This is a genomic window from Aureisphaera galaxeae (genome assembly GCF_028561275.1).
In the GTDB taxonomy this organism is placed as follows: domain Bacteria; phylum Bacteroidota; class Bacteroidia; order Flavobacteriales; family Flavobacteriaceae; genus Aureisphaera; species Aureisphaera galaxeae.
In genome coordinates, this window is sequence record NZ_JAQQTF010000010.1 from 1 (window position 1) to 17,302 (window position 17,302).

Below are 17,302 nucleotides of genomic sequence, written 5' to 3' on the forward strand. Positions count from 1 at the left end.
AAACCGTCCTGCGTGCCGTCCTCGTCGCACAATCGCAAAGGCTCCGAAGGAACCGTCGCAACAGGACTGTCGCGAACCTCTAAAAATAGCTCTACCACCTGATAGCAACTTGTGGTCATACTTTCAACCCTTGCCCATACGCTATCGTTATAGGCTGTATCGTTTGTATATGGGTCTGGCAAGGGCAGTTGGTTCAAATCCGCATCGATCATTGTACCATGGTAAGAAACAATAAGATCAGGATCTCCGCCCGTAATATCTAAATCGGCGTCCGTCAATGTAAAATCCGTGAATCCATCATTATCGGGATCACACTTCACTAATGGCTGTGTTGGGCCAGGAAATGTTGGTGGATCTGCCACAAAAACAGTTACCGTATCTGAAATGGTAGTCGTGGTACCATTCGGCAATTCGAAAGTAAATTCAACCAAATAGGTCGTATCTACCGTAGGAGAAACTGTAGCCGGAATGGCCGTAGCCACTACCAACCCTGTATTTTGATCGGTAACGGTAAAGGTTGAATTTGTATTGGAAAGACCATCTGGAATGAAGTACCAAGTTTCTGCGGTATCTACACTCCATACCCCTGTGTTTCTTCCGGGAGGAACCGCGAATTCCGTAACGTCATTTCCTTGGATCCCTAGGGTCGCTAAACCTCCATTCCAAGTATCGCATACAGGCTTATTGAAAATATTCACCTGGATCATGTTCGTAGATTCGTACAGGATAATTTGCTGGTTCGTGATAAGATCGTTACAGCTAAACTGCGGGATCATATTGTAATTTACAACTAGGGCCCTTTCTGGTGCTGTTCCTGAAATGAAAAAGTTGATATCTCCTCCAACACCGGGGTCAATATCATGATAGGCTCCAAAAATGGTATTGGCTGGAAATCCTGTTCCATCAATTATGGGAAGCAACTCCCCTGCCGCTATGGTCCAATCATCCGGACCATTAGCTAAACTAGTATCAAATGAAATTTTACCATTGGCCCCAACCACAAACTGAGTATAATTCACACCAAAAAAACTGAATTCGAACAATAAGTTTTGCACATCCGAATACATATCATCCGCAGACAAATCGATCGGCGTACCCGTTAATGGAGGTAGCGGGCATGGTGGTACCGCAATTCTATAACTATCGGTTCCCGTTTGCGGAATAATCAATTCTGGGATTCCGTTAATGAGAATATCCAGTGTCACCGGATCTGGTGGACTGGAACAAATAAACTTATCGTCACCTGCCTCAAGCAAAGGACATTGCCCATAAGAAGTAGTAAATACAGACAATAGGAATAGCAGGCTAAGTAGCGATTTAGGGTATAACTTTTTCATATTCAATTAGGGTATAATTCGCGAAAATTAAGAAATTTTTATGAAAACAGGCGGTCTTGAAAGCTTCAAAAAGCATTTGTTAGTTTTTTATGAGTTATTGCAATCATGTATCTTTGCACTCTGTATTAAAAATACGTCCTAAAAAAATCGCATGGATTTAGAAAAACAGCTAAAGGAAATTGAAGCACTTGGAAATGATCATGTAGGCACTTCTTCGGACACCCCGTTACGTCCGGATGCCTTCGAAATGAGCGATATAGAGAAAATTGCTGCCATTAAGAAAGATGTGGAGAATATCCTCAATACTTTAGGTATGGACCTTTCCGATGACAGCCTCAAAGGAACGCCCAGCAGGGTCGCCAAAATGTTCGTTCAGGAACTTTTTGGAGGGTTACACCCAGACCGCAAACCGAAAGCTTCAACTTTTGAGAATAAATACAAGTATGGGGAAATGTTGGTAGAAAAAAATATCACCCTTTATTCTACCTGCGAACATCACCTTCTCCCTATCGTAGGAAAGGCTCATATTGCCTATATCTCCAATGGAACGGTGGTTGGCTTGTCTAAAATGAATCGTATTGTTGACTATTACGCAAAACGCCCACAGGTTCAGGAGCGACTTACCATGCAAATCGTAAAGGAACTTCAAGAAATACTGAACACTGAAGATGTGGCCTGCGTTATCGACGCCAAACACTTATGTGTGAATTCTAGAGGAATTCGGGACATAGATAGCAGTACCGTAACCAGTGAATTTGGTGGGGTTTTCAAAAATCCGGATACCAAACGTGAATTTTTGGATTACATCAAGCTGGAAACCGAATTTTAAAATACCTTTACATTTCGTTTAAAACATCACTAATCTTAAGCTCGAAGTGTCATCCATGAAACTATTCGAACAACAGGAATTGTCGCTATACAATTCCCTTAGCAAGAAGAAAGAAAAGTTCCAACCCATCCATGAAGGAGCTGTAGGAATGTATGTCTGTGGACCTACCGTATACAGCAACGTTCACTTGGGGAATTGTCGTACTTTCTTATCGTTCGATTTGGTTTTCAGATATCTAAAACACCTAGGGTACAAAGTACGCTATGTTCGAAACATTACCGATGCGGGACACTTGGAAAACGATGGTGAAAGTGGTGACGATCCTATCCTTAAAAAGGCAAGGATTGAGCAATTGGAGCCTATGGAAGTGGTTCAGAAATACTCTGTGGACTTTCATAACGTCATGGCCCAATTCAATGCATTACCACCCAGCATTGAACCTACGGCGACGGGTCATATTATTGAGCAGATCAAGATTGTTGAAGATATTATTGAAAAAAGCTATGCTTACGAAAAGAACGGTTCGGTCTATTTCGATGTGGTAAAATTCAACGAAGATCACGAATATGGAAAGTTGAGTGGACGACAGTTGGAAGATATGATCGCCAACACCCGTGAACTCGCAGCACAATCTGAGAAGAAAAACCCACAGGACTTTGCCCTATGGAAAAAGGCAGAACCACAACACATCATGCGTTGGCCTTCTCCTTGGAGTGATGGATTCCCAGGCTGGCATTTGGAGTGTACTGCAATGAGTACCAAATATTTGGGAAATCACTTCGATATTCACGGTGGTGGAATGGATCTCAAATTTCCGCACCACGAATGTGAAATTGCTCAAGCAGAGGCTTGCAATAATGAATCACCGGTAAATTATTGGATGCATGCCAATATGCTTACCCTGAACGGTAAGAAAATGGCGAAGTCTACAGGAAACAATATTCTTCCGCATGAATTGTTCAGTGGTGAGAATGATATCCTTAGCAAAGCTTTTGCTCCTACAGTAGCTAAGTTTTTCATGTATCAAGCACACTACCGAAGTATTTTAGACTTCTCTAAAGACGCATTGGAAGCCAGTGAAAAAGGATATTTCCGACTTATGGATGCCTATCGTGTTTTGGGAGATATAGAAGGTGGTTCTGATAGCAGTTTTAATGTAGCCGAATGGCGACAGTCCTGCTACGATGCCATGAATGATGACTTTAACAGTCCCATTTTAATCGCTCAGCTTTTCGAAGCCGCCAAGTTCATAAATGGCCTTAAGGAAGGGAACGCCTCTATTACCGAAGAGGATTTGAACTTGCTTAAGAAAACTATGCACGATTTCCTATTCGATGTGTTGGGATTGATCGATGCGGCTGCCGAAGGAAATGCAGACTCCAATAAATTATCTGGAGTTATCGATTTATTGATTTCGTTGCGAAATGAAGCACGTGCCAATAGGGATTTTGCTACAAGTGATAAAATTCGGGATCAATTACTGGAAATGGGCATACAACTTAAGGACGGGAAGGACGGAACGACCTATTCCTTAAGCTAAGCCGTTAACGTAACGTCATGAAGAAGATCCTTATTTTCCCTTTTATAGTGCTCATAAGGTTCTACCAAAAGGTCATCTCCCCTATTTTCCCATCTACCTGTAGGTATCAACCTACCTGCTCCCATTATGCTGTAGAAGCCTTAGAAACACATGGGTTATGGAAAGGAATGCGGCTGGCAACCAAACGCATTTTCAGTTGCCATCCTTGGGGAGGATCGGGTTACGATCCAGTTCCGCCCAAAGGCGAAAAAGAAGGGAATAATTGATCAATTATCTTTAGTCCTTTCCTATCTTTACATGAGAAAAAACACCCAATGATGCACTTCTTAAGTTTTACGTGGAATCCTTCAACAGGACTCGATCTTGGATTTTATACCATTCAATACTACAGCCTCATGTTCGTCATTTCCTTTATTGTGGGCTGGTTCCTTATGAAGCGCATTTACAAAAAGGAAGGGGAAGCTTTAGAAAAACTGGACAGCCTTTTCATTTATATGGTGTTAGCCATTTTAATTGGAGCGCGACTAGGGCATGTTATTTTCTATCAACCCGAACTATTCGAACAGGATTTCTGGTCGGTTTTCCTTCCCTTCGAAACCAAACCCGAATTCAGGTTTACCGGTTTTAGGGGATTGGCCAGTCATGGAGCAGGGATAGGAGTGGTTATAGCGCTGTTCATGTATAACAGAAAGGTATTGAAGAAACCTATTCTTTGGATTTTTGACCGCATCGTGATACCCGTATCCTTTGGGGCCATATTGGTTCGCTTAGGAAATTTTATCAACTCAGAGATTATTGGAAAAGAAACCAACGAGTCTTTTCCGTTTGCTGTACGATTCATTAGAAATTATTATAACGAAGGTAAGGCCATGAGCATCACAAACACCAAAAGTCCCGATGCTGCCTACAACGCTATTGAAAACAATCCGCAATTCGCGCAATATTTACAGGAAGTCCCCTGGACGCACCCCGCCCAATTGTATGAGGCATTTGGGTACATTTTTGTCTTTCTGATCCTTTGGTATATTTATGAAAAAACCGAGAAGAAAAAGCACTTGGGGTTTCTGTTCGGGCTATTCCTTATTCTACTTTGGACCGTTCGTTTTATTGCCGAAATCTTCAAAAAGAGCCAAGATGGGTTTGCCGATGGCGCCAACGCGCTCCTATCTACAGGACAATGGCTAAGTATCCCATTCATCATAGCAGGAATTTATTTGATGTTAAGATCTAAAAAGAAAACAGAAACCACATGAAACGAAGATGGATTGCCGCAATACTAGTGGGCATGTTACTTCAGTCTTACAGCTGTAAAGACAATAAGGAGAAGAAAGTACTCACACGGGAAGTGACCTTCAAAAAAGAGGGTGCACTAACCTTAATGAAAAAGGAGACGGATTCTGTATTGGCCCAATTGGATATTGAAATTGCCGAATCGGATTACGAAACGCAAATAGGGCTTATGTACCGTAAAAGTATGCAAGACGACCGCGGTATGCTTTTTATCTTCAAAAAAGAGGAACCCAAGTACTTCTACATGAAGAATACCGAATTCTCTATAGATATCATCTATTTGAACAGTAAGAAGGAAGTGGTAAGCATTGCCAAGAACGCAAAACCTTTCGACAACACTTCTTTGCCTTCAGAAGGACCCGCACAATATGTATTGGAAGTGAACGCAGGCCTTAGCGATCGATGGGGCTTGGAGGCTGGAGACAAATTTGACTATACCCGAGATCCCAACTAAAAGCAAAAAATTAATCACTTCATAAAAAAAGCCCTGTTCGTTGAACAGGGCTTTTTTCAGTATCTATCAGAGAAATATTAGGCAGCAGCAGCTTCCTCTTCTTCCTCATCTTTCTTATCGCTTAAATCGATTCCTCGCTTCTTAACAGTATCGTAGAATACTGGAGTTGCGATGAACAACGATGAATAGGTACCTACCAACACCCCAATGATCAAGGCGAAAATCAATCCTCGGATGGATTCTGCCCCTAGGGTAAAGATGGTAAGAAGTACGATCAACGTGGTCATGGACGTATTCAACGTACGGCTCAATGTACTGTTCAAAGCAGAGTTGATGATTCGGTTCATCTTCCAACTTTGATGCTCATTGAAGAACTCACGAATACGGTCGAACACAACCACCGTATCGTTCAGCGAGTATCCAATTACCGTTAGGATTGCCGCAATGAACGATTGGTCGATCTCCATGTTAAATGGCATGATCCTATAGGTAAGGGAGAAGATCCCCAATACGATCAATACATCGTGGAATACCGCAGCAACAGCACCTAAACTGAACTGCCATCTTCTAAATCGTAAAAGGATGTATAAGAACACCACTACCAACGATCCCAGTACAGCCCAGAACGATGATTTCTTGATATCATCTGCAATGGTCGGACTTACTTTATAATATTCCATACGACCGGCAACTTTATTATCATCATCTGCCACGAATTGATCATACGTCATTCCAGCAGGCAAATATGAAGTAAGTGAGTTGAATAAGGTAGTTTCGATTTCCTTGTCTACTTCCGTTCCTGTTTCGTCTACTTTAAATTTCGTAGTAATCTTTAACTGGTTGTCCCCTCCATAGGTTTTTGCTTCCGCACTTCCGAAAGCAGCGACCAAATCATCCTGCACATCAATCGCATTTACATCCTTATCGAAACGAACGGTATAGGTGCGCCCTCCTACGAAGTCGATCCCTTGGTTAAGCCCTACAGTGAATAGAGAACCTAGACTCACCAAAATCAAAATACCAGAAATCACGTAGGCAATCTTTCTCTTTCCAAGGAAGTCTACATTTACGTTCTTCAAGAAATTCTTGGTCATTGGTGTAGAACAGGTCAACGACTTTCCGTTCTTCGTATAACCGTCGATAAACAAACGCGTGATGAAGATCGCAGTAAACAATGAAGTCGCAATACCAATTAACAAGGTAGTGGCGAAACCTTTAATAGGTCCTGTACCAAATACCAAAAGGATTAGACCCGTAAGTCCTGTTGTAATGTTCGCATCCAAAATGGAAGACAATGCATTGCTGAAACCATCGTTAATGGAATCCCTTTGCGATTTCCCCTTGGCTAGCTCTTCACGAATACGTTCGAATATAAGTACGTTCGCATCTACCGAGATACCAATCGTTAATACAATACCCGCAATACCAGGTAAGGTAAGTACCGCCCCAGGAATACCTGCCAGCATACCGAAGATGAACAGGATGTTTACCAACAAAGCAACGTCGGCAAAAGCTCCCGCTTTTCCATAGTAGAAAATCATCCAAAGCAATACAATAACCAAGGCAATAATGAAGGAAATAAGACCACTACTAATGGCTTCCTGTCCTAACGTAGGACCTACTACTTCTGCCTGAATAATGTCTGCAGACGCAGGAAGTTTACCTGCACGTAATACGTTTGCCAAGTCTTGCCCTTCGTTGATGGTGAAATCTCCTGTGATCTCACTTCTACCACCAGAAATTTTACCACTGCTTACACCTGGCGCAGAGTATACTACATCATCAAGAACCACCGCGATTTGGGTTCCATCTGTATAAGCAGTCTCTGTCATACTCTCCCATATCTTAGCTCCAGCACCGTTCATCTGCATGTTTACAGATACATTACCCGCAGGGGTATACGATTGCTGTGCATCGGTAATTACACCTCCACTTAGAGGAGCTGTATCATTTCTATCGGCTTTAATGGCATATAGACTTACTAAGTCCTCACCCAGATCCTCATCGTATTCTGGTTTGCTCCAGAAGAATTTTGTGAATTTAAGGTCGTTGCTTAAAAGTGCACGAACCTCAGGCATATTTAGATATTCGTTAATTACACCTGTATCGGATTTTTTGAAGGTATAAATTCCAGGGTTTCCAATTCTAACGGGAACAATTCTGGAAAGGATAGGATTGGTTACCGCTTCGTCTGCAGTGGCATCCTCTACCTCTTCTCCACCCAATAGGTCTTCAATAGATTCTTCCTCGGCAGTTTGTGTAGTATCTGTGGAAGCTTCAGCCTCTTCCTTCTCTTCCTTAGGCTTAATGATTTGAGCCACTTTAGTATCGGCTTGCTCTAGGAAAGGAATGATTTGCTGGGCATTGATCACTTCCCAAAACTCAAGCTGCGCTTTTCTAGATACCAATTCGGTAACACGCTCTACGTCTTTAGCTCCAGGTAATTCTACTAAAATCCTTCCTGAGTTTCCTAAACGCTGAAGGTTAGGTTGGGTTACTCCAAACTGGTCGGTACGCTTACGCAATACTTCGAAAGCGGAAGCAATCCCCTCTTCTACCTTACGCTCGATAACAGGCTTCACATCATCATTGCTCCATTCGCTACTCTTAATATCGTCTTGAAGATCTCTATTGAAGAATATTTCTGGGGATGCCAATCTGTTTTCTCCCGGAAGTGCATCGAACGCACGGAAGAAAGATTCTACATACGTTTCCTGGGCATCTTTCTGAAGCTCATCAGCATCGGTCAAAGCTTGCAAGAAAGCTCCGTTCTTACTGTTGTTGGCAAGGTCAATTAAAATGTCCTTTACCGAAATTTGAAGGATTACGTTTACCCCTCCTTTAAGATCGAGCCCCTTCTTAAGTTGCTTTTCGTTGGCTGTCTTATAATCGATTCCCAACATTTGGGTCTCCGTTGAAACGGAATCCAAATAATTGGCTTCCGCAGCGCTACGCTCATCGGGTTGATCCGCACCAAATAGGCTTTGGGCGTATTCTTTTGCATTGTTTTCCGTATTGCTTGCAATGAAGGTATAGGAAAGCTGGTACAAACTCACCAATCCAAACACAATAGCAAATACAGTAACTAGTCCTTTATTTTGCATTTTTCTGTTTTTTATGTCAGACTTTTTAAAATGGGCATACTTAAATTACCCACGAATCCGACAATGATAATTATAGATTAATAATGATTATGGCCTTGGTATCCCTACCAAAAACCTGGGTTGTATAATGTTGATTTAAGAATGGGAAGGATATTTTGGCAAGGTATTCTCGTTCTGAAAACGCCTCATTCATACGTTCCAAATGTATCCATAAAAATGGTCCCTTACGCTATAGGGCCTGCTCTCACTTCGGGAATATTGTGAGAAGAATTATCTATGAGGAGTGCATTATTGCTATGCACCTCATAAGCAGTTTTGTATACCCGATTTTTAGATCGGAAGTCTATCTCTTCCTTCGAGAAATAGATATCTATATGATAGTATCGGGTCTTACTGGATTTGAACTCTACCAAATACCCTTCATAATCCGAATCGAAATTCGAGCTTTTCTGAATCTCGCTTACATTGAGCTGATAGCTTTGTATATCATATCCGAAAGGCACATTAGAATCGCTCTCGTGATCGGAATACGAAACATAGCCTAGTTCGAGATTATTATCGGAAGAAAGTATATTCTGAATACTGGCAACATCGACTTCACTGTAGTAGGTAATTTTTAATTTACCGTTTGCCGATGTACTTACTTGAATATTCTCGACCCCAATGTTCTGCAATTGGGCCTTTACAACAGCGATTGCCTTCTGGGCTTCGTCGAAAGTAACTTCGTCGCTATTAAACTGAACCAGAATTTCCTGATTAGGGGAAGTCGTCCTATCCAGACTTATCCCTAATACCGTAAGGATTATAAATAAAGTACTTAAGTACCATTTCGAGTTCATCCGCCAAAGATAAAAAATTAAGACTGTTTTTCAACAGTCTTAACAAATACATATTTTATCATTTCAAATTTCTAAAACACACATAATGAAAGCACAAAACTTCCATCGATCATACTCCCCAACTGACCTTCGGCTATGACGGTACCTCGAAGCTCTCCTGCTGTTGCATCATAAGAGGTAATTTCCAGCACACCACATTCTGCCAATTCAACACTTGTTGTGCCATCGGCAATACGATTAAAATTCAAGGTATCCGACCCTGCCAACTCAGACAATATTAGCGTTTGAGGCTCAAGCGCATCGATTGAAAAAAGGATGGTATCTTGGGTACCTTCAAAGGTTGGGAACACACAATCGGTATTGGTAGGAGACTTCACATAGATGGTACAAATGAATCCCGTGCCACTACCAGGCGCTTCAATATATTTCCCACCAGTAGCAACAAAAGCAGTCTCCCTAAAATTACCCTGCGCGGTCTGGCTCGAAGCTTCCGCGCAAGTCGCTGCCTCTTCTCCTCCACCGCCATCGCCGTCATCGGATTTACAGGAAATTAAGGATACACTAACGATGAATGCAAGGGCTATGTACTTAGTTATTTTCATAGTTTTTTATTAATTGATAGACTTCATTTTTCAATATAGGGCGTAAATATATACCTATTATTCCTAGCAAACTACCCAAAATCACGGTTCCACTCTGCTTTCGTGAAAATGGGTACAAAAAAGTCCCGCACAAAGCGGGACCAATCTTATACTTTTTCAAATTGTCTGGATTATAGTTCCAGCAATCCGTTAGTTTTGCTTACACCAGCAGCACTTTCTTCCATGTGCTGTTTTTCGGCATCGCTAAGTTCTAACTCAACGATTTCCTCGATTCCGTTTCTTCCCAATACAACAGGTACTCCTATACAAAGATCGTTTAGTCCGTACTGTCCGTCTAAATATGTAGAACAAGGGAATATCTTTTTCTGATCACAGGCAATGGCTTGCACCAATCCGGATACCGCTGCTCCAGGAGCATACCAAGCAGAAGTACCTAACAATTTGGTAAGAGTAGCTCCTCCCACTTTGGTATCTTCTTTTACCTGATTTAGGCGCTCTTCAGAAATAAAGGCAGATACAGGTACACTGTTACGGGTTGCCAAACGGGTTAGTGGGACCATTCCTTTATCACTATGACCTCCAATTACCATTCCGTCTACATCGCTAATAGGAGCTCCCAAAGCTTCCGCCAATCGGTACTTGAAACGTGCACTATCCAATGCTCCTCCCATTCCGATGATACGGTTTTTAGGAAGGTCTGTAGTCTTATGTACCAAGTAGGTCATGGTGTCCATAGGGTTACTTACAACGATCATAATAGTGTTAGGTGAGTGCTCGATCAAACTTGAAGATACGGATTTTACGATGCCCGCATTGATTCCGATAAGTTCTTCCCTAGTCATTCCTGGCTTTCTAGGAATTCCTGAAGTAATTACACAAATATCACTTCCAGCAGTTTTTGTGTAGTCGTTGGTCGTACCGGTTATTTTGGTATCGAAACCATTCAGGGAAGCAGTTTGCATAAGGTCCATGGCCTTACCTTCGGCATACCCTTCTTTAATGTCCAACAACACAACTTCGCTAGCGAAATTTTTAATGGCAATGTACTCGGCACAACTGGCTCCTACGGCTCCTGCACCTACTACTGTTACTTTCATATGATCAATTTTGTAAGGATTATTTTAAAGCGGTACAAAAGTACCATTTTCTAAAGTATTTTTAGCATGGATGTTAGAAAAAGAAAAGCCCGATTCGTTAGGAATCGGGCTTTCTTACTATAACGATAAATGATTACGCATCGATATTGGCGTAAACGGCATTTTTTTCGATAAACTCTCTACGCGGAGGCACCTCATCTCCCATCAACATAGAGAAGATTCGGTCTGCTTCGGTGCCATTGTCTATGGTCACTTGACGAAGGGTACGGAACTCAGGGTTCATGGTAGTTTCCCACAATTGTTCTGCGTTCATTTCCCCAAGACCCTTATAACGCTGGATGCCGGCAGATCCTCCAAATTTCTGGTTGATCATATCACGCTGGTCATCGTCCCAAGCGTATTCTTTCTTAGCTCCTTTCTTCACCAAGTATAATGGCGGAGTTGCAATATACACGTGACCTGCTTCAATGAGATCTTTCATATAACGGAAAAAGAAAGTTAGGATCAAGGTTGAGATGTGACTACCATCTACATCCGCATCACACATGATCACAATTTTATGGTAACGCAGCTTTTCCAAGTTGAGTGCTTTACTATCTTCCTCGGTACCAATAGTCACTCCCAATGCGGTAAAGATGTTTCTAATCTCTTCGTTTTCGAATACCTTATGCTGCATGGCTTTCTCTACATTCAAAATCTTACCACGCAATGGAAGGATGGCTTGGAAATTACGGTCACGCCCTTGTTTGGCGGTTCCCCCTGCCGAATCTCCCTCCACAAGGAATACTTCACATTTTTCGGGATCTTGTTCGGAACAATCACTCAATTTTCCGGGCAGCCCTCCTCCGCTCATCACGGTTTTACGCTGCACCATTTCACGGGCTTTACGCGCCGCATGACGCGCCTGTGCTGCCAAAATCACCTTCTGAACAATGGTCTTTGCATCGTTAGGGTGCTCTTCCAAGTAGTTTTCCAACATTTCCGATACAGCTTGACTCACCGCAGACGTAACATCTCGGTTCCCCAATTTGGTCTTGGTTTGACCTTCGAACTGAGGCTCGGCCACTTTCACCGACACAATTGCCGTAAGTCCTTCACGGAAGTCATCCCCGGAAATATCGAACTTCAATTTGTCCAACATTCCAGAAGCATCCGCATATTTCTTCAAGGTAGTGGTTAACCCTCTTCTAAATCCACTTAGGTGGGTTCCTCCTTCGTGCGTATTAATGTTGTTAACGTAGCTATGAAGGTTTTCGTTGAAGGAAGTATTGTACACCATAGCAACTTCTACCGGAGTACCGTTCTTCTCCCCTTCCATAGAAATAACATCCGCGATAAGGGGTTCGCGATTGCCGTCCAAGAAGCGGATAAATTCCTTCAACCCTTCTTCACTGTGGAAGGTTTCGTTTACGTACTCTCCTTCTTCCTTGTGCCTTTTATCGGTAAGCGTAATGGTAATTCCTTTATTAAGGTAAGCCAATTCGCGTAAACGACTTGCTAATGTATCGTAGTTGTACTCTAGGGTAATTTTGAAGATTTCATGATCTGGTTTAAAGGTCACGATGGTTCCTCTGTAATCGGTAGTTCCAGTAGATTTTACTGGATATAGGGTTTTTCCACGTTCGTACTCCTGCTCCCAAACTTTACCATCGCGATGAACGGTGGCCTTTAGGTGTTCGGAAAGGGCGTTTACACAACTTACCCCTACCCCGTGGAGTCCTCCAGATACCTTGTATGAATCTTTATCGAATTTACCCCCGGCACCGATTTTGGTCATTACCACTTCCAGTGCGGAAACACCTTCTTTTTTATGAATATCGACCGGGATTCCCCGCCCGTTATCTTTTACTGAAATGGAATTGTCTTCGTTGATGATTACATCGATGGTATCACAATGTCCAGCGAGGGCTTCATCGATGGAATTATCCACAACTTCGTATACCAAATGGTGCAATCCGCGTACCCCAACATCACCGATATACATGGAAGGTCGCATGCGCACATGCTCCATTCCTTCTAACGCCTGAATATTATCGGCACCATAATTGGTCTTCTTCTGTTCTTCACTCATATAAATAAGGTTGTTTATATCGAATTTTCAATAACAAACAAATATAACGATATCCCCAATAAAATCAGTAGTTTTGGCCATTTTCCACTCTTAAGTTATTAACAATTTTTGTGAAAAAATACTTTCACAAAAAATGTAAGTATCCATCCCCCAAAACGTACCAATAATGGCCACAAAAAAACAGGCCAATTTTTTCATTTATGCAACAAAAATTTCACATAACATTATCATTTAGCCATAAGGAAAACAACTACTTTTAATCCATAAACAAAATCTCATGAAAAAATCAACAATCATCACTACTCTTTTACTTGCGCTTATGTTCGTTTTTAGCAACGATGCACAGGCTCAAAAATTCAGCAAATTGGATGTAAGTCCTATGGATGCCGCTGCGTATCCCAGTGACTATAGAAACTCCGATAAGCTTATTAAAATTGTGTACAGCCGTCCGCAATTGAAAGGACGTTCCCTGGACAAATTGGCTCCCAATGGAAAAGTATGGCGTACCGGAGCTAATGAAGCTGCCGAAATTACCCTGTACACCGACATGAAATTAGGAGGCACTACTGTGAAGGCTGGAACCTATACGTTCTATACTATTCCTGGAGACAACGAATGGACTGCCATTATTAGCAAAGACCTCAACACTTGGGGATCTTATTTCTACGATGAGTCCAAGGATGTGGCACGATTAAGCGTACCTACCACCAACGCAGACGATTCTGTAGAGGCATTTTCTATTGCTTTTAGCGAAGGTGATAACGGAGTAGACATGCACTTGGCATGGGGGAACTGTCGTGTAACGGTTCCTTTTACAAAATAATCGGTTTTTAGTTAAACACGGCCCAAGTTTTATTGAACAATAAGAGTTGGGTATTGCGCCGGACCTGCGACACATTTCCTTATGGAAGTCGATCCAAGGTCCGGCGTGATTTATTTGTGAACTAAGGGCTTTATTAAACCACAGGAATGCAAAAGTCTACAATGCATTTCTTCTCCGGATGCTCTTCAAAATTATTATGGTAGATCTCAAATGGGTTACGATCCGCTTTTTCATACCCATTTTCATTCATCCAAACGAATAAACCACTCCACGACTTTTCAAACTCGCACAAACCTATCTCAAAACGCCCTACGATACACTTTCCCGCCTTTACGGTAGTTATCCCTACCTCACCCTCGGCTTGCACATTTTCGTTCAATATAAGACCCGCACTCATGCGAACCTTGTTCGGCGCGGTTACCTTAAAGCTATCGTGATAGACCGTGATCATTTGGGCATCCTTCAACAATCCCAAAGGTTCTGCCCATTGCATGAGCCTTCCGTAAGCACTGGTTATATTCTGCACCCCAATACTGGTAACATAGGCCAGTTGCATCTTGGGCATTTCCTTAATTTCAATAGTTCCATTCATAACAATCCAATGTTTTAATTCGGTGAGGCTACAAATGTAATTTTCGAATTTGGGAAACACTTGACCATTCTTGCTATCTTTTTGAATGATCTTACCTATTTTCTGTGCATTGCTTTTTCGGAATTCTGAGGGGCTTAACCCGTATTCTTTTTTGAAAGCCCTTGCAAACGAAGTATTACTAGCAAAACCCACTTCCCATGCTATTTCCCCAATTCGGAAATCCAGTTTATGCATAAGCAATGAAGCCGCCTTTTCTACCCGACGGCGAACAATATACGCATTGAGGGCTTCTCCGGTAATGGTTTTAAAAACCCTATGAAAATGGAAGGGTGAAAAATGTCCTACTTCAGAAATTTCCTCCAGCGACAAGGGAGCCTTAAGATGATCATCTATGTACTGAAATACCTTGTTTACCCGTTTTACATAGTCCGTTTTCGTTGGGGAATCCTGCATTAAGGAATGTTCAGGTATTTATGGGTTTGTAAAGATACCACCCATTTGGGGTTCTCCATGACGTAGTCTACAATCTGGGGAACCATCTTGTCCCGCTTACTCCATTCTGGCTGTAAATACAGCTTGCATTCCGAGGATACCTTTGCAGCTTGTTCTTCGGCAAAACGGAAATCATCTTTATTATAAACAATCACTTTTAGTTCATCTGCTGCCTGATATACTTCTGGGGTAGGTAATTTCAATTTCTTGGGCGATAGGCAAATCCAATCCCAAGTTCCAGTCAACGGATAAGCCCCTGAGGTTTCTATATGGGTATCCAACCCCTTCTCCTTTAAAAGTTGTGTAAGCGGACCCATATCCCACGTTAAGGGTTCTCCTCCTGTGACCACAATGGTTTTGGAATATCTTGCGGCATTTTCTGCAATGGATTCGATTTCCGTAGGTGGGTGCACATTGGGATTCCAGCTCTCCTTCACATCGCACCAATGACAACCTACATCGCATCCACCCACACGAATGAAGTAGGCAGCGGTACCTTTGTGATATCCCTCTCCCTGTATGGTATAAAACTCCTCCATTAGAGGCAAAAGTTGCCCCTTATCGACCAATGTCTGAATTTCTCCTTGCATAGGCTGCAAAGGTAGAAATATATTGTTTAGCCCGCTAAAAACAGATGCTTTAAACCCATGCCCATTGCGGCAAAACCACAATTGCTCGTTAATAGGCCTAAAATACCTTCCATTAACCGAAAACACATATTTCAGGGTTTTCTTTTCGTAGGGCGCGAGGTATCTTCAACAAAAAGTTCGCAAGATGATGAAGCTAGTATTATTCTTTTTATTTATCTCCCTAACCAGTTTCGCCCAGGTAGGAATTGGCACCACGAGCCCGGATCCTTCCTCAATTTTAGATATCACAGCTACGGACAAAGGAGTGCTTATCCCAAGAATGACCACCGCCCAGAGGGACGCCATTACCAATCCTGTGAATGGACTAATGGTCTACAATACGGATTCTGATGAAATTCAATTGAATTCCAACAGCCCATCAACCCCAATTTGGAGAGCATTGAGCCTAACTTCTACGGGAACCGCACCGGGAGCTTCCGTGAAATATTCGAATACCGATACGACCACGGACGTAAATGTGACCCCAGCCATTTCTTTACCCGTTTTTGGAACCCAAGAATGGAACGACAATGCCACGCTATACAATGTGTCTGGAAACCAAGTAACCATCACAGAAACTGGCCGCTACGAAGTAATTGTGAATGTTTCCCTTATCAATGTAGGCGGAAACGACAGGAACGCACCAGAAATTAGGATTGCACTAGACGGCACAGAAATAGGCTCCTATGGTTCCACAGGATACATAAGAAGTAACAATGGGCACGAAGAATCCTCCCTACATATTCGGGAAGTGGTTGAAGTCGCAGCCAATCAAGTTTTAACCGTGAACATTGTGCGATCGGCCAATAGCAATACCGTGAATTTACGATCTGCAGGATCCTCGAATATCTATATTGAAAAAATCATGTGATGAAAAAGATACTCGCCTTATTATTGGTAGTGACTCCTATTTTGGCGTTCGCACAGGTCGGGATGGGCACCTTGGTAGTTGATGAAAGTGCCCAACTGGAAATCTTTTCGGAAGATCAAGGAATACTTTTACCACGACTCACCAATGCGGATCGAAATGCCCTCGTAAATCCTGCTTATGGATTACTCATTTACAACAGTGACACCAACACCTGGGAACATAACAGGGGTACAGCTGCAGCACCTGTTTGGAATACCATAAACACGGAAAGTGCTTCTACCTCCTATGTTTCGCAGTCGGCCAAATTTTCGAATACCGATACAAGCACCAACGTAAATAATGCTACTGCCATCGATCTTCCCGTCTTTGGAACGGAAGAATGGAACGACAATTCGTCCCTATTTGTAGTTTCCAGCAATTCCTTACAGGTAACCGAAGCAGGAAGATTCAAAATCAACATCAATGTTTCTTTGCTTAGCAATTCGAGCAGTTCGAGAAAGGCTCCGGAAATCTACATAACGGTGAACGATGTGCAAGTGGGTAGCTACGCTTCTTCTTCCTACATAAGAAGAAACAGCGGTCATGAAGAAGGTTCCCTTCACTTAAATGAGGTGTTGAATTTGAATGCCAATGATATGGTTAAAGTACAAATTGTACGGGCTGCGAATGGCAATACAGCTGTACTACGATCTGCCGGTTCCACCAACCTCTACATAGAAAAGGTGAACTAGG

At 42.4% G+C, this 17,302-nt stretch carries 15 protein-coding genes and 1 pseudogene; 8 read left to right on the forward strand and 8 right to left on the reverse strand.

Features of this window, described 5'->3' with window-relative positions; genetic code table 11:
- A pseudogene (locus POV27_RS15605) lies at nucleotides 1-1,337 on the reverse strand (hypothetical protein); the annotation flags it as partial.
- 151 nt (nucleotides 1,338-1,488) lie between these two features.
- Here POV27_RS15605 and folE point away from each other — a divergent pair.
- Genes folE through POV27_RS15630 form a run of 5 tightly spaced genes read left to right on the forward strand, consistent with a single transcriptional unit; the run spans nucleotide 1,489 to nucleotide 5,450 of the window.
- Nucleotides 1,489-2,166, forward strand: coding sequence for a GTP cyclohydrolase I FolE (gene folE / locus POV27_RS15610; RefSeq protein ID WP_272863724.1), 678 nt, complete (start codon nucleotides 1,489-1,491; stop codon nucleotides 2,164-2,166).
- 55 nt (nucleotides 2,167-2,221) lie between these two features.
- Nucleotides 2,222-3,706 (forward strand): cysteine--tRNA ligase, encoded by a 1,485-nt coding sequence (gene cysS, locus POV27_RS15615; protein ID WP_272863725.1) that lies wholly within the window; start codon nucleotides 2,222-2,224, stop codon nucleotides 3,704-3,706.
- Between the two features lie 17 nt (nucleotides 3,707-3,723).
- Nucleotides 3,724-3,972 carry a membrane protein insertion efficiency factor YidD gene (gene yidD, locus POV27_RS15620; RefSeq protein WP_272863726.1) on the forward strand — a complete coding sequence of 83 codons (249 nt, stop codon included), beginning with the start codon at nucleotides 3,724-3,726 and terminating at the stop codon, nucleotides 3,970-3,972.
- Nucleotides 3,973-4,020: 48 nt separating this feature from the next.
- Entirely contained in the window at nucleotides 4,021-4,959 is a 939-nt protein-coding gene (lgt, locus tag POV27_RS15625; RefSeq protein WP_272863727.1) for a prolipoprotein diacylglyceryl transferase, read from the forward strand.
- Nucleotides 4,956-5,450: a DUF192 domain-containing protein gene (locus tag POV27_RS15630; RefSeq protein ID WP_272863728.1), complete on the forward strand. Its 495-nt coding sequence runs from the start codon at nucleotides 4,956-4,958 to the stop codon at nucleotides 5,448-5,450. Before lgt ends, POV27_RS15630 begins: the two co-directional genes overlap by 4 nt.
- 77 nt (nucleotides 5,451-5,527) lie before the next feature.
- Here the strand turns inward: POV27_RS15630 and secDF are convergent, their stop codons facing one another.
- The 5 genes from secDF to gyrB form a co-directional block, all read right to left on the reverse strand.
- The gene (gene secDF, locus POV27_RS15635) at nucleotides 5,528-8,554 is read right to left on the reverse strand and encodes a protein translocase subunit SecDF (protein WP_272863729.1); all 3,027 of its coding nucleotides are present in this window, start codon (nucleotides 8,552-8,554) and stop codon (nucleotides 5,528-5,530) included.
- 224 nt (nucleotides 8,555-8,778) lie between these two features.
- A complete protein-coding gene (locus tag POV27_RS15640; RefSeq protein WP_272863730.1) occupies nucleotides 8,779-9,393 on the reverse strand; it encodes a hypothetical protein in 615 nt (204 codons plus the stop codon).
- Nucleotides 9,394-9,464: 71 nt separating this feature from the next.
- The gene (locus POV27_RS15645; RefSeq protein ID WP_272863731.1) at nucleotides 9,465-9,995 is read right to left on the reverse strand and encodes a hypothetical protein; all 531 of its coding nucleotides are present in this window, start codon (nucleotides 9,993-9,995) and stop codon (nucleotides 9,465-9,467) included.
- A gap of 170 nt (nucleotides 9,996-10,165) precedes the next feature.
- The gene (gene mdh, locus POV27_RS15650; protein WP_272863732.1) at nucleotides 10,166-11,092 is read right to left on the reverse strand and encodes a malate dehydrogenase; all 927 of its coding nucleotides are present in this window, start codon (nucleotides 11,090-11,092) and stop codon (nucleotides 10,166-10,168) included.
- A 133-nt stretch (nucleotides 11,093-11,225) separates the two neighbouring features.
- Complete coding sequence (gene gyrB / locus POV27_RS15655; RefSeq protein WP_272863733.1) at nucleotides 11,226-13,163, reverse strand: DNA topoisomerase (ATP-hydrolyzing) subunit B; 1,938 nt, start codon at nucleotides 13,161-13,163, stop codon at nucleotides 11,226-11,228.
- Nucleotides 13,164-13,440: 277 nt separating this feature from the next.
- Here gyrB and POV27_RS15660 point away from each other — a divergent pair, with 277 nt between their 5' ends.
- A complete protein-coding gene (locus tag POV27_RS15660; protein ID WP_272863734.1) occupies nucleotides 13,441-13,986 on the forward strand; it encodes a DUF2911 domain-containing protein in 546 nt (181 codons plus the stop codon).
- 133 nt (nucleotides 13,987-14,119) lie between these two features.
- On the opposite strand, the gene POV27_RS15665 is transcribed toward POV27_RS15660, so the two are convergent.
- Both POV27_RS15665 and POV27_RS15670 read right to left on the reverse strand, forming a co-directional pair.
- The gene (locus tag POV27_RS15665; RefSeq protein WP_272863735.1) at nucleotides 14,120-15,031 is read right to left on the reverse strand and encodes an AraC family transcriptional regulator; all 912 of its coding nucleotides are present in this window, start codon (nucleotides 15,029-15,031) and stop codon (nucleotides 14,120-14,122) included.
- The gene (locus POV27_RS15670; protein ID WP_272863736.1) at nucleotides 15,031-15,660 is read right to left on the reverse strand and encodes a 7-carboxy-7-deazaguanine synthase QueE; all 630 of its coding nucleotides are present in this window, start codon (nucleotides 15,658-15,660) and stop codon (nucleotides 15,031-15,033) included. The genes POV27_RS15665 and POV27_RS15670 overlap by 1 nt, the downstream gene beginning before the upstream one ends.
- Before the next feature lie 184 nt (nucleotides 15,661-15,844).
- On the opposite strand from POV27_RS15670, the gene POV27_RS15675 reads away from it, so the two are divergent.
- Entirely contained in the window at nucleotides 15,845-16,570 is a 726-nt protein-coding gene (locus POV27_RS15675) for a hypothetical protein (protein ID WP_272863737.1), read from the forward strand.
- Nucleotides 16,570-17,301: a hypothetical protein gene (locus tag POV27_RS15680; protein WP_272863738.1), complete on the forward strand. Its 732-nt coding sequence runs from the start codon at nucleotides 16,570-16,572 to the stop codon at nucleotides 17,299-17,301. The genes POV27_RS15675 and POV27_RS15680 overlap by 1 nt, the downstream gene beginning before the upstream one ends.
- Nucleotide 17,302 lies beyond the last annotated feature (1 nt).